Source organism: Spirulina subsalsa CS-330 (assembly GCF_028330765.1).
GTDB lineage: Bacteria > Cyanobacteriota > Cyanobacteriia > Cyanobacteriales > Spirulinaceae > Spirulina > Spirulina subsalsa_A.
The window spans coordinates 1-12,790 of record NZ_JAQMTY010000110.1 but is presented as its reverse complement, the minus strand read 5'-3'; the positions used below and the strand labels follow the sequence as shown (position 1 = coordinate 12,790).

14 protein-coding genes are annotated in these 12,790 nt (G+C 55.3%); 6 read left to right on the top strand and 8 right to left on the bottom strand.

Annotated features, from left to right (window positions below):
* Window positions 1-169 precede the first annotated feature (169 nt).
* Window positions 170-682 carry a hypothetical protein gene (locus tag PN477_RS07425; RefSeq protein ID WP_272115621.1) on the bottom strand — a complete coding sequence of 171 codons (513 nt, stop codon included), beginning with the start codon at window positions 680-682 and terminating at the stop codon, window positions 170-172.
* 294 nt (window positions 683-976) lie between these two features.
* Between PN477_RS07425 and PN477_RS07420 the strand changes: the two genes are divergently transcribed.
* The 3 genes from PN477_RS07420 to PN477_RS07410 all read left to right on the top strand — a co-directional run bounded on the left by PN477_RS07420 (window position 977) and on the right by PN477_RS07410 (window position 2,292).
* Window positions 977-1,255 carry a hypothetical protein gene (locus PN477_RS07420; protein WP_272115620.1) on the top strand — a complete coding sequence of 93 codons (279 nt, stop codon included), beginning with the start codon at window positions 977-979 and terminating at the stop codon, window positions 1,253-1,255.
* Window positions 1,213-1,890 (top strand): DUF928 domain-containing protein, encoded by a 678-nt coding sequence (locus PN477_RS07415; RefSeq protein WP_334310537.1) that lies wholly within the window; start codon window positions 1,213-1,215, stop codon window positions 1,888-1,890. Before PN477_RS07420 ends, PN477_RS07415 begins: the two co-directional genes overlap by 43 nt.
* 78 nt (window positions 1,891-1,968) lie before the next feature.
* Window positions 1,969-2,292 (top strand): YbjQ family protein, encoded by a 324-nt coding sequence (locus PN477_RS07410; protein ID WP_272115619.1) that lies wholly within the window; start codon window positions 1,969-1,971, stop codon window positions 2,290-2,292.
* Window positions 2,293-2,375: 83 nt separating this feature from the next.
* Here PN477_RS07410 and ahr read toward each other — a convergent pair whose 3' ends face one another.
* Entirely contained in the window at window positions 2,376-3,377 is a 1,002-nt protein-coding gene (ahr, locus tag PN477_RS07405) for an NADPH-dependent aldehyde reductase Ahr (protein WP_272115618.1), read from the bottom strand.
* A gap of 72 nt (window positions 3,378-3,449) precedes the next feature.
* The gene (locus tag PN477_RS07400; protein ID WP_272115617.1) at window positions 3,450-3,659 is read right to left on the bottom strand and encodes a hypothetical protein; all 210 of its coding nucleotides are present in this window, start codon (window positions 3,657-3,659) and stop codon (window positions 3,450-3,452) included.
* Between the two features lie 120 nt (window positions 3,660-3,779).
* Here PN477_RS07400 and PN477_RS07395 point away from each other — a divergent pair, with 120 nt between their 5' ends.
* From PN477_RS07395 to PN477_RS07385, 3 genes are all read left to right on the top strand, one after another.
* Window positions 3,780-4,280: a pentapeptide repeat-containing protein gene (locus PN477_RS07395; protein ID WP_272115616.1), complete on the top strand. Its 501-nt coding sequence runs from the start codon at window positions 3,780-3,782 to the stop codon at window positions 4,278-4,280.
* A gap of 103 nt (window positions 4,281-4,383) precedes the next feature.
* A complete protein-coding gene (locus PN477_RS07390; protein ID WP_272115615.1) occupies window positions 4,384-5,229 on the top strand; it encodes an inositol monophosphatase family protein in 846 nt (281 codons plus the stop codon).
* A gap of 107 nt (window positions 5,230-5,336) precedes the next feature.
* Window positions 5,337-6,038: a Uma2 family endonuclease gene (locus PN477_RS07385; RefSeq protein ID WP_272115614.1), complete on the top strand. Its 702-nt coding sequence runs from the start codon at window positions 5,337-5,339 to the stop codon at window positions 6,036-6,038.
* A 133-nt stretch (window positions 6,039-6,171) separates the two neighbouring features.
* Here the strand turns inward: PN477_RS07385 and PN477_RS07380 are convergent, their stop codons facing one another.
* The 5 genes from PN477_RS07380 to PN477_RS07360 all read right to left on the bottom strand — a co-directional run bounded on the left by PN477_RS07380 (window position 6,172) and on the right by PN477_RS07360 (window position 12,583).
* Window positions 6,172-6,756 (bottom strand): phosphate-starvation-inducible PsiE family protein, encoded by a 585-nt coding sequence (locus PN477_RS07380; RefSeq protein ID WP_272115613.1) that lies wholly within the window; start codon window positions 6,754-6,756, stop codon window positions 6,172-6,174.
* Between the two features lie 180 nt (window positions 6,757-6,936).
* Window positions 6,937-8,721: a TolC family protein gene (locus PN477_RS07375; protein WP_272115612.1), complete on the bottom strand. Its 1,785-nt coding sequence runs from the start codon at window positions 8,719-8,721 to the stop codon at window positions 6,937-6,939.
* Entirely contained in the window at window positions 8,721-9,884 is a 1,164-nt protein-coding gene (locus PN477_RS07370; protein ID WP_272115609.1) for an ABC transporter permease, read from the bottom strand. The genes PN477_RS07375 and PN477_RS07370 overlap by 1 nt, the downstream gene beginning before the upstream one ends.
* Before the next feature lie 6 nt (window positions 9,885-9,890).
* Complete coding sequence (locus PN477_RS07365) at window positions 9,891-11,099, bottom strand: ABC transporter permease (RefSeq protein ID WP_272115607.1); 1,209 nt, start codon at window positions 11,097-11,099, stop codon at window positions 9,891-9,893.
* Window positions 11,096-12,583, bottom strand: coding sequence for a permuted SH3 domain-containing protein (locus tag PN477_RS07360; RefSeq protein WP_272115605.1), 1,488 nt, complete (start codon window positions 12,581-12,583; stop codon window positions 11,096-11,098). Before PN477_RS07360 ends, PN477_RS07365 begins: the two co-directional genes overlap by 4 nt.
* Window positions 12,584-12,790: the final 207 nt, after the last annotated feature.

Sequence of the window (12,790 nt, the reverse complement as noted above, 5' to 3'; positions counted from 1 at the left end):
TGGCTTATGTATAAGCAGTAGCTCTTGAAAAGGGGGATTGAGAAGGGGCTTGATCCCTTATCTTTCAGAACAACCGCTATGTAGCAGATTGCGAAAGGATGAGAACACCACTTCCCCCTTTTTAAGGGGGATTGAGGGGGATCTTGATACCTCAATTTCATGAAAACCGCTATAGATAACGGCTAGCCATTTTCATTGCATCTGCTAAATCCACATCCCCATCGCCATCCGTATCTAGAAAAGAGTTGAGAACGGCATTGTTGGCACTGCCATCGATGGGTGTGCCGCTTTGGAGAAACTGTAAAACCAAGGGGATTAAACTGGGCAATAGACCTTGGATGGTGGCGGCGGGGAGTCCGGTTTTTTGTGCTACTTCGCTAATCAGATTTTGGACTTGTTCTTGATTGAGCAGTAGGTTAACAACTTGGGCGTTGGGTTGTGTGCCGCTGTATTGATTCACCAGACTTTGGGCGGCGGCAGCACCTTGGGTGTTTTTCGTTTCCTGAAGACCCGATCGCACATATTTACCGACGATGCCCATGGCGGTTTGCATTGCGTCGGGGTTGGCTTGGGTGGTTTGGCTCAACTGTTGGACGGTGTTTAAGATGCTGCCGAGTTGATTGGGGCTGGCTTGGGCGTTGGGGTCTTGGATTGCGCCTAAGAAGGCATTAACTAGACTCATTGTGCTTGCTGAATAAGGGGTTGAATCTAGAGTAACGAGGGATAGCTAGGGATCGGAACATTTATTATCAAAAAGTAATTATCAGTCCTATGCGGCTGCTCCATTCTCCCCCGGCGGCATTGTTAATTTTTGGAATCGTCAGGGGGAGAAACTTCTGGATGGGTCGGAACGTCCAAGCCTAACGAAAATGTTAATTTGGAAGGGGTTCAGGGTGTCGGCTGAATGCTCACAGGATTTAGGATTTAATACGGGGTTTTTATGCTGCAACGATCGCTTATTCTTGGCCTCAGTACTATGTTACTCAGCATCACCATTGAGGCTCAAGGGGTCACCGTGCCATCCTTAGAACAACGGCCCAGTGATGCAGCGATCGCACAAATTCGGCGCGATCGTGGTGCTCCGAATCGCACCGAAAGCCATGGCGGCCAAGCGATTCCTGCCCCCCCGGAGTCCAACCAAACCCAACGGCGCGATCGCGGCGCACCCGAACGCACCGACAGCCACGGCGGCCAAGTCTTTAGCCCCCCGATATTTTCGTTCCCAGTGACACCACACGCGGCGGCGAAACCCTAGAACTTCCCCCGTCCACACTGTCCACAACCTGCACCGCTGACCCCGATGCCACCGTGCAAGTCCTCGCCTCCATCAACGAGTTCGGCCAAGCCCACGGCCTGACGAGTGCGGCATTCCCCACCCTCTACGCCTACATTCCCCCCAGCACAGCCTCCACGGGTTTCCTCACCCTGATCAACGCAGACTTGGAAACCATCGCGCAAATCCCGATCGACCTACCCGCCCAAGGGGGAATCGTTGCGGTGAACACCGCCGAGGTGGAACCGCCCCTGTCACCTTTGGTCACGGCGGAATGGTACGAATGGCACGTCACGCTGATCTGTGATGCTGAAGTCAGGATCGAAAGTGAATCGGCGTTCTTGATGCGCGTCGAACCCGATTCCACCTTCACAGACCAACAGGCTGAAGCAGAGGCCAAGGATTTACCGGTGCTCTTCGGCCAAGCGGGGCTTTGGTACGATGCCCTTGCTGCATCGTTTGAGTACCACGGACAAGCGCCGGAGGATGAAGAGTGGCTCCCGGAATGGCAGCAGCTTCTCCTCGATGGGAATTTAGACTCTGTGTTAGAGGCGCTGAATTTGATGCCGAAACCAACCCCGAAGCCGCTTGTCCCTCCCACATCTCCCGCTCGCTGATTCAGCCTGGGGTTAATCTTGACCCGCAGCCGGTGGGTTAAACTTGAAGCGAATTAATCACTATCCAGGCTGACTCTTATGATTTTGTCCACCACTGACACGCTTCAAAACCAACCTGTACGGGAATATCTCGGCGTTGTTACGGCTGAGGTGGTTTATGGCAGCAATGCGCTGCGGGACTTTTTTGCGGGGATTCGGGATATTATTGGCGGCCGCACGGGAGCCTATGAGCAGGTATTTGAGAAGGGCCAAAAAAGTGCGATCGCTGAACTCGAAGAACGGGCCAAAAAAATGGGCGCTGACGCGGTAATCGGCATTGAAATCGACACCGGCACGATCAATATTGACTCTTCAGGCGTTCTGCTCTTGATCACTGCCACGGGGACGGCGGTTAAGTTCTAGGCCAGGGCAACAGGACGATTCAACCCGGCAGGGAGCGATCGCGATCGCTCCCTCCTGCTTTACTTAAGGAATGATTCGTGACGTTACTTTTTCAGCACCACCCGATAGCGAGCCTTGCCCGCTTCGAGATGGGCGATCGCATCATTCACTTGGCTAAACTCAAACACCTCCGTCACCGGTTCGAGCTTGTGACGAGCGACAAACTCCAGCATGGTCGCCGTCGTTGCCGGACTGCCCAAGGGACTCCCAGAAACGGATTTTTGGCCCAAAATCAGCGGAAACGCCCCCAACTGAATCGCATTGGGAACCGCCCCGACAAAATGCAGCCGTCCCCTCGCCCGCAACGCCGTCACATAGGCCCCCCAATCGAGATCCACATTCACCGTCGAGAGGATGAAGTCAAAGGAATCGGCCACGGCGGCGATCGCATCGGGATCGCGGGAATTGACAATGTGATCCGCCCCTAGCTCACGAATTTCCGCCGCTTTCGCCGGATTACTAGAAAACGCCGTCACCTCACAGCCCCAAGCCTTGAGGAACTGCACCGCCATGTGACCCAAACCACCGATCCCAATCACGCCCACCTGATCCGTCGCTTTAACCCCACATTGCACAATCGGGTTAAACACCGTAATGCCGCCACAAAACAGCGGCCCGGCTTTAGCTGGATCAATCCCATCCGGAATCGGAATCACCCATTCCGCTTGAGCACGAACGCGATCGGCAAAACCGCCGTATCGTCCCACAATCGTCCCTTCAGCGGTATTACAGAGGTTTTGATCCCCAGATAAACAGGGGTTACAGTGCAGACAAGACCGGGAAAACCAACCCAAGCCGACCCGCTGGCCGACGCTTAGGGTCGTGACGCGATCGCCCACCGCCGCCACCGTTCCCACCACCTCATGGCCCGGCACGAGGGGATAGGCACTCATGCCCCAATCATTTTTAATCATGCTCAAGTCGCTGTGACACAGGCCGCAGTACTCCACCTGAATTTCGACTTCTTCGTCCGGCAATGCCCCTGGGTCGTATGCAAACGACTCTAGGGTTCCGCCGGCGGTTGTGGCTGCGTAGGCTTGAATCATGCGATCGCTTTCCTGAATGAAGATCTAATGGTGTTGAACGGGTACAGGAGTCGGACAGCCCCCCACTGTACCCTAATCGATCGAAATGGATTGCGGCCCAGATCCTGCCTCCGTGGCAGCGGCATCGTCGCTACCCTCTGTGGCCATGCCGTTTTTCGCGAGCCAGGTTTTCACCGGATCTTCGTTGAGATTGAGCCGGAGCGCACCCGCAAAAAAGCCACCGAGAAATGCAACCGGGTTCTTGAGGACTTCTTGACCGAGGGGGGTTAATTCATCAAACACAGTTCTTCCTTTCCGTTAATCAACGCTTGCCTGTTCGCATCTTAACTTAGAAAAGTTTGCGAGCGTCACAAATCTTAATAGAATTAAAATCGGCAATCATTTTCACAATCATTCAATCCTATGAATATCCGTGCTTTCCTTGGCCTCGTGGCCGGCCTGTTGTGCTGTAGTTTTCTCTGGTTCTCCCCTCCGGCTCATGCGGGGAGTTCGTCGCTAATTCGGGCCTATGATGATGTGCGCGTCACCACGAAAGACTTTCATGGTGCAACTCTCAATGAAGCTGAATTTGCCAACACGAGTTTAGATGGGGCAGATTTTGCCGAGGCGGATCTGATTGGGGCGGTGTTTAATGGGTGCAGTTTACGGGATGCCAACCTCAAAAACGCAGATTTTCGCACCGGAATCGCCTATCTGAGCGATTTTAAAGGGGCTGACCTCACCAATGCGCGTTTTTCCGAAGCGATGCTCCTGCGCACGATTTTCACCGATGCCACCATCACGGGGGTTGATTTCACCGATGCCGTCCTCGATCGCGACCAAAAAAAGCAGTTATGTGAACGGGCATCGGGGGTGAATCCGGTGACGGGCGCGGATACCTACGAATCCTTGGGCTGTTATTAGGTTGAATGCGTTAACGCCGGTGAGGAGATGCGATCGCACGTAAACCGACCCAGGGAGAGAACCCGATATTCTAAATAATGTTTCTCTCCCGGTTTTGCTTACCATGACTTCTCCCCTCAATCCCCCGGCTGCGTTTTGGGATGATGTGCTGGCCTTTGCCACAGACATTACCCAAGAGGTCGCCGCCTATTTATTACCCCGTGCGGGGATCTTAACCGCTGAATGTAAAACCGATGGCTCCCTGGTGACGGCAGCGGATCAATGGTCGGATCAACGGATTCGAGAAGCGATCGCCGCCCGTTTCCCCGATCACGGCATCCTCAGCGAAGAAACCCTTCACACCTTCCCCGCCCAAGATTGGTGCTGGATCATCGACCCCATCGACGGCACAACCAACTTCACGCGGGGGATTCCCCTCTGGGGGATTTCGATCGGCTTGCTCTATCGCGGTTGGCCGGTGTTTGGCTTGGTGCATTTCCCCCCCGTTGCCCAAACCTTTCACGGCTACTGGGCAGGTAACACCGGACTCGACAGCCCCACCGGAGCTTACCTCAACGGCAAACCGATCCACACCAGCCCCGCCGACCCCAACCCCAATCAACTCTTCAACCTCTGCGCCCGCAGCACAGCGGTGATGACCCAACCCTTTCCCTGCAAAATTCGGATGCTGGGGGTGGCGAGTTATAACCATGTGCTGGTGGCGGCGGGGGTCGCCCTGGGCGGCATCGAAGCGACCCCGAAAATTTGGGATATTGCAGCGGTGTGGGTGTTGGTACAGGCCGCAGGGGGGGCGTTTGTCACCTTAGGGCCTGATCCGGTGTTTCCGCTCCAAGTCGGGGACGATTACGGCAGCCGACCGTTACCGAGTTTGGCGGTGAGTCGGGCCGCGTTGGTGGAGGTGTTCCGGCCCTTGGTGCAGGGGGTGAGCGATCGCGTCTTGGCCCAATAATTTCCCGCTACGCATTACGCCGATCACGGGTTTCGGTCCCTTTTGAATCAAAATTTCCAAAATCCGTAATGGTACAATAGTTTCATCGTTCAGATCGAGAGCAGATCATGGTTCAAGAACTACAACGCTCGGAAATCGTCTATCCCGATAGTGATGGTCAACCCATGTCAGACAACACATTACAGTTTCACTGGATTGTCACGATCAAAGAAAATCTAGAGTTGCTCTTTGCGGATCGTCCTGATGTTTTTGTTACAGGTGATTTACTGTGGTATCCCGTCGAAGGGGATAATCAAACCCGCCGCGCTCCGGATGTAATGGTGGCGATCGGTCGGCCCAAAGGGTATCGCGGTTCCTATCGCCAATGGGACGAAGACGACATCGCGCCGCAGGTGGTGTTTGAAATTTTATCGCCAGGGAATCGGTTTAGTGAAATGGCCAAGAAATTGGCATTTTACGAGCAGTACGGGGTGAGTGAATATTATCTATATGACCCAGACCGTAATGATTTGACAGGCTGGCAACGCTGCGATCAAACGCTGGTGTTAGTGCCTGATCTCCTCAATTGGGACAGCCCATTACTCAAGATTCGGTTTGAATTAACCCCTGAAACACTCAATATTTATAAACCCAATGGTGAGCGGTTTTTAAGCTATGTGGAATTGGGACGGTTAGCCGAAAAAGCTCAGGCGGAAGTTGAGCAATTAAAACAAGACCGAAAAAATGCGATCGCCCGCCTCTTATCCTTCGGATTAAGCCCCGAACAAATTGCCGAAACGTTATCAATTCCCCTAGACGAAGTGGGCTAACTCGACATAAGCCAAGACTCTACCGCTACGACACAGGTTAATCGGTGGGTTACGGCGGATTGCTGGATTACTTTCATCGCCTATGTTTAAGCCGCCTACCCACCCTACTGCTGATGGGCGAGGTGCGATCGCCTCAATTGATCTGTTCCGTTAGCACATTGTTGATGGCTGGTTTTGATTGTTTCGGGCGGCTGATTTCTTCTGTGCTTAAGGGTTGATGGTCTGGCTCTTGAGCATGATGCCGTGAACGATGTCGCTCCGAAATAAATTGCTCTGGATTAATGCCGTCAAAGGTAGGCGGTAACCACACTCGGATGATCAGTAATGCGCCTAAGACTAACAGAAAAAGACAGGCCACTAAAACCTGTGACCACGGCGTTTCAAGCACGCCACGGACAATAATTTCCCGCAACACCGAGACAATCGAAACCTCGACCGCCACACCAATGGAAACCCGGTGTTCCTGCAAGTAAATAATCAGCAGGCGAAAGAGTTCGACGAGGATGAGGAGAAAAAGAATATCAGAAGTAACCGTTTGAAATTGCAGGGGGGGAAGTAATGAAAGCACCATCTCCCGCAGTTGCAACACCATAAAACTAAATAACCCAATACACAGACCAATAACAATCAGGTCTTGGACTGTTTCTAATAACCGGACAACATGATGGCTATTGAGCCAACGATACCAAGGTAAGGAGGACGGTTGAGGGGTTTTCATCGGAAAAATAAGGGGGAGATGTCCCTTGCAAGGATGGTCTAGACGTAGCGATCGCTGCGTTCTTCCTCAGTTTATTGATAAACCCAAAAAATATAAACCCCTCAATAATATAATTTTAATTTATGTTTGATAATGGTAGCTTAACTGTTGTTCTGGCCTGATGATCGGGGGGAGAGAGGGTCACTCCGGGGCTGGATCGAGTTGAATCCCCCAGCGATCGAGGGTGATGCCCTGGACTTGATCCAATTCAGTGATCGCATTGAGATAGTTTACCCGTTGCTGTAGCTCGTTATTGCGCACGGTTAAGAGTTGTCGTTGGGCCTCTTGGAGTTGGAAGGCATCACCTCGCCCGGCTTGAACGAGGGCTTCTTGGGCGGCGAGTTCCTGTTGGGCAAGGTCTACGGCGCGGCGGGCGAGTTGGAGTTGTTCGGCTTGGAGTTGCACTTGGCGGCTTTGGTTGCGGACGGCGATACGAATATCGGCGGCGAGTTGGGCGAGGTTGTTTTCCTGTTTGAGGAGTTCGACGCGGCTGGCTTCAAAGGTTTCGTGGTCGCGGCGGCGATCGCCTAAACGTCGGGTCAAAATCACTTGCGCTGACCAGTCTCCTTGTTGGACGGTGGCATCATTGTATTGGGTTTCGAGATCCAGATTCCAGCGGCGATTGTTGTCAGCTTGGCGCAGGTCGAGGGCGGCAATGCGTAGCCCCAACTGACCGCTGAGGTAGTCGGGACGCTGGGCGAGGCTGACCTGTTCGAGGGTGTTTGGATCAAGGTTTGGCGTGACGGTGTTCTGATCGGCGATCGCCACTACATCTAAATCCCGATTAATCCCCAACTGATTCATCAGGGCCAACTGTGCCGACTGCACCGCATTACGAGCGGCCAAGAGTTGGCTTTGAAAATCTGCCACATTCTGCTCGGTGCGAAAGAGACTCGATCGCGCCTCCCGACCAGCTTCCACTAGGGCCCGTTGGCGTTGGAGTTGTTGCTCGGCGTTGGTCAGGGAGGTTTGGGTGAGGGTAACTTGGTCTTGGGCGAGGAGGAGCGATCGGTATTGTCGAATCGTGTCGGTAACTTCGTCGATCAGGGTTTGGCGGAGGGTGAGTTGGTTGATGTCGTCTCGAATTAGGGCGCGACTGCGATCGAGATGAGCGATCGCGCTTTCCCCGTAGCGCAGCAGCGGATGACGATAGGTGACGCTAAAACCTTGGCTGTCTTCGGTTTCTTGAAAGCTGTTGAGTTGCGATCGCCAATCGACGCTCAGCGTGCCCCGCGTGGGTGTAAACCAGGAGACCGCCGCCCGTACCTCCGTGCGATGACCCCGTCCGCCGACATTATCCACCACGCCACTCATTAACATCGGCGTAAATTTCGGCAACAGTTCCCCCTGGGCCGTGCGCAAACGAGCGCGATCCACAATTCGATCCAGGTATTGATTCCGAACTTGGGTATTGTGGAGCACCGTCAGGGCGATCGCTTCGTTTAAGGTCAAGGGCACACCGATCGCGTCGGGGCTAACTGGTGTGGATGATTGGGCGGGTAAGCGAGGCGGGGCCGGGGATCGAAATAACGCCACGGGATCAAAATCGGGCGGGGGGGTGGTGGAGCGATCGCCTGGAGCCTGACGGGACGCGAGGGGGCGATCCGCCGCTGGATTCGGGGACGTTGCACCCAGTGAGGGGGATTCTGGGGGTTGAATCCCCAAGGTGGTTTTGAGTCGCTGGAGGAGAGATGGTTTAGGGGTGGGGGCGGTTGGTTGGGGGGAGGGTGAAACGGTGGGGGCAATTGCTGGCAGATCTGGCGGGGTGATCGGGTCGGATGCTGTGGCGCGATCGCGGTTCGAGTCAGGCGATGGAGACGGCGGCGATCCTTGGGCAATGACAGCCAAGGGGATGATCGTGCTGATGGCGGCGATCGTCAACAGCCGGGTGTGGTGAAGCCAACTGGGTAAAGGAAGACGAGACATCACTCACTCCGTAATGCAGACATCGGCTCAATTCTACTCGCCCGTCGTGCTGGCACAAAACTAGACCCCGCACCCACAACGATCGCAATCCCCAAACTCATCGCAGCAGTCTCCAATTGAAAGGTATAGGGCAGGTCAAAGGTTGCCGCCACGATGCGCGTCGTGCCATCCACCACCGCGATCGCGCTCATGCCGCCGATCATACTCAAAATCACCGCCTCCAGTAAAAATTGCCAGAGAATATCTCCCTGGGTTGCCCCAATCGCCCGCCGTAACCCGATCTCCGGTGTGCGCTCAATCACCGACGCAAAGGTAATATTGGCAATTCCCACCCCCGAAATTACCAACGCCACCAACCCCACCCCCAAGAGACCCCGCGAAATCAAAATGAGAATGTCTTGCTGCTCTGCGATCGCCTCGGCATTGTGTTCTACATAAGGGTCGCGATCGGGGAATTGAGTTGCCAAAATTTGCTGTAATTTGGCTTGTTGAGCGTCGAGATCTCGCCAATCCGTCGGCCGCAGGCTGAATGAGGTGATTCGCTCTTGACCCGTCCGGGCATGGGCCAAACTCAGCGGCACAAATAAGGTAGACCAGGTTTGCTCATCCTGTTCAAAGGGCTTCATGGCAATCACCCCCACAATCCGGTAGGTATTGCCCCGCACGAGCAAGGATTGACCAATCGGATCTTGATCGGGAAACAAAATCATGGCTGCATCCTGCGCCAACACCCCCACCTGACGAAAATCCTGCATCTCTTGGGGGGTAAAAAATCGCCCCGCTACGATCTCTAAGCGGTTCACCTGGGGAAAGTTGGGAGAGACCGGCAGGGTGATCACAAAGGTTTCTTGCCCATTGCGCTGCACGGTGTCGAAAGATCCCCAGGTACTGCTGGCGCTGTCGATCACACCGCCGAGGCGGGCGATCGCTTGAGCTTGTTCGCGGGAGGTAATGCCGGGGTGAATCCAGGTGAAGAGTTGCGGGGCGATTTGGGCGTTGAGTTGGCGTTCGATGATCCCTTTGCTGATGGTTTGGACTTGCAGCGTCCCGTTGACGGCGAGCACCCCCATGAAGATCCCCACGGTGGTTAATGCCGAGCGGATCGGATTGCCCCGCAGGGCGTTGAGGGTGACAATTAAAAGATTGTGGGGAGAAAGAGCCATGGGGGATCAACTCCGGAGGGCTTTGACGGGATCAAGGCGGCTTGCCCGCAGGGCGGGGGCGACGCTCGACCCAATCCCCACCGCGATCGCCGCCCCCAAAGCCAGCACCGCATTGCGGCCATTAAATTCATAGGCGGGCAAGCCAAAGGGTTCATAGCGGGTGATGCCGAGGGTGACTCCTTCGATGGTGGCGATCGCAATCACGCCCCCCACCACACTCACCACCACCGACTCTAAAACAAACTGCCAAAGCACATCCCCTTGAGTCGCCCCAATCGCTCGCCGCAAGCCGATTTCCTTTGTCCGTTCGAGGGTACTGGCGACGGTAATATTGGCAATTCCGACACCGGCGATCGCCAACGCGATCGCCCCCACACCCAACAGCGATCGCGTCGCCGTGGCCAACGTCTCCTGATCCGCTTGGATATCCGCCACGTTGGTTGCTGTGCGGGGTGCATCAAACTGGGCCCAAATCCCTTGCAGGTATTCCGGGTGACGTTGTTGGAGGAGGGTTTTCACTTGACCTTCAAGGCGTTCTAAATCCCTGAGATCCTCCGGCCGCACGAAAATGTGATCCACCTGTTGCCGTCCGGTTAAGGCCATTTGGGTGCTGAGGGGAATCACCAATTCCCCCTCCTGTTCCCCTGAGCCGCGCTGCTCAGTGGTTTTCGCTTCCATCACCCCCACCACCTGCCACGCCATCCCGCTCAGGTAAATGTTCGTGCCGATGGGGTCGCGATCGCGAAACATCTGTTGGGCCAAGGTTTGATCAATCACCACCACCGAGCGATAGTCTGCAAAATCCGTAGCATTGAGGTAGCGACCTTGCACCATTTGCCGTCCGGTGGTGGTGAAATAGGTATCACTGACGGCCATCCCTTGGACAGGAACCGCACGATCTTGATAGATGGCCTGTTGTGACCACCCTAACCCCATCGCCGCACTCACCGAGGCAACCCCCGCCAACTCCGTTTGAATTGCTGTTAGATCCGCCAGTTGGCCCTGCCGCCACACCCATGCTTGGACGCGGGGGGCTTCCCGTTCGGCAAACCGTTGTTGAATCCGTTGGCTGGTAATGTGCTGCACTTGCAGGGTGGCACTGGTGGCGGCCACACCGAGGAAAATACCCAATCCCGTTAAACCTGTCCGCAATCCATTCCGCCCCAGGGCATGCACCGCCAAGCCGATCAGATCCATCACGCCTAATTGACTCATGGGGCCTCCTCTGGTGGGGTGTCTCTGGGTTTGACGCGATCGCCCTCGGTGAGGGATTGGTCGGGGGAAGGGGAGATGATGCGATCGCCCGCCTCTAAGCCGTCGAGAATGGCGGTGCGTTCGTCCCCCTGGAGTCCAATTTCAATCGGTTGCTTTTCCGCAGTCCCGGCTTCACTCACGATCCACACATAGGCAGAATCCCCCTCCCCTTGCACCACCAGCGACGGCACAGCAACCACATTCCGCTCGGCTTCCACTTCAATGGTGACGCTGACCTGACTGCCAGGAATCAGCGTGCCGCTCGGCCGGTCGAGGACAATCACCGCCGCCACCCGACCGGGATCATCCCCACCCCCAAAGGAGCCACTCTCACCGGACGCGATCGCCACCCTGTCCACCCGTTCCACCCGGGCCGGAAATGTACCGGACACTGTCCCGATCGCTTCCACGGTGGCGGGTTGGGCGGTTTTGATCAGGGGGACTTGCAGGGTGGTGAGTTGGACTTCGACTTCTTCGCGGCGGGGGTCGCCAATGGTGAGGAGGCGATCGCCCTGTTGCAGCACATCCCCAGTTTTGGCATGGATCGCCAAGACTCGCCCGTCCGTCGTGGCGCGGATTAGACTACTGTTGGCAAAGCTTTCTTCATCCCGTTGGAGATTGAGTTGCGCCACGGTCAGTTCCCGTAGGCTCACCTCCACCGCTTGGCGATTATTGGCGAGGGTAAGCTGTTGGGTTTGAATCGTATCCTGTTGATCGGTGAGAGTTTGCGATCGCTCAATCCGCAGATTCGTCACCGCCAAGCGAGCATCTTCCACCGTCCGCCGTTGATTCGCCAAGCGAGACCGAGCATCCCGTAACTCTTGCTCAACCCGCCGCAGTTCATCCGCCGCGAGATAGCCCTGCTCTACCAGATCTTGGGTGGTTTGAACATCAGTTTCAAGATCGGGAATCCCTTGGGCTTGACGTTGTAATTCTTCCTGAGCGTTGGAGAGCGTCAATTCGGCCTGTTGTAATGCGGTGAGATTGTCGGCTTGACTGCGTTGCGTGCGTTGGGCTTTGAGGAGTTCCACTTCTGCTCGTTGCACGTCCCGCTGTTTGGTGGTGACTTCTGAGCGTTTTTGGGTGATTTCGAGGCGTTTTTGTTCGAGTTGGGCCAAGCCGTCGGGGTTCCGTAACCGCATCAGGATTTGGTTATTTTGAATCGGGCTGTTAATGCTCACCTCGATCCGCTCGACGATCGCTGTATTGTTAGCCGTGGTGGGGGCGGTGAGGGTTTGTTGATTGCCCACTTTCACTAAGCCGCCCGCCGTCACCGTTTTGAGCACATCTCCCCGCTCAACGGTGATCACCTCCACTTCTACGGTGGTGGACGTTGGCCGCCACACCCACCAAGCCCCCCCGCCTAAACTCAGAAGCGCGATCGCCCCTGAACCCAGGAGCCAACGGATACCCGTGCGATAACGTTGCTGGGCCGTCTGCACCATAGACCTGCTGAAAATCACTGCTCGCAGGATAGGCGATCGCCCCCCATTCGTCTAGGGGAAATGATCACTTGACATACTCCCCCACTAAACCCTACGGGCTATAGTGGGAGATTCTGAACAGCCAGTTACCTGACCATTTATCCACTCAAACAACGAGAGTTGCAGAGGGTTGCTAGGCTCAACGACTAACGCCATTGATTTATCCTG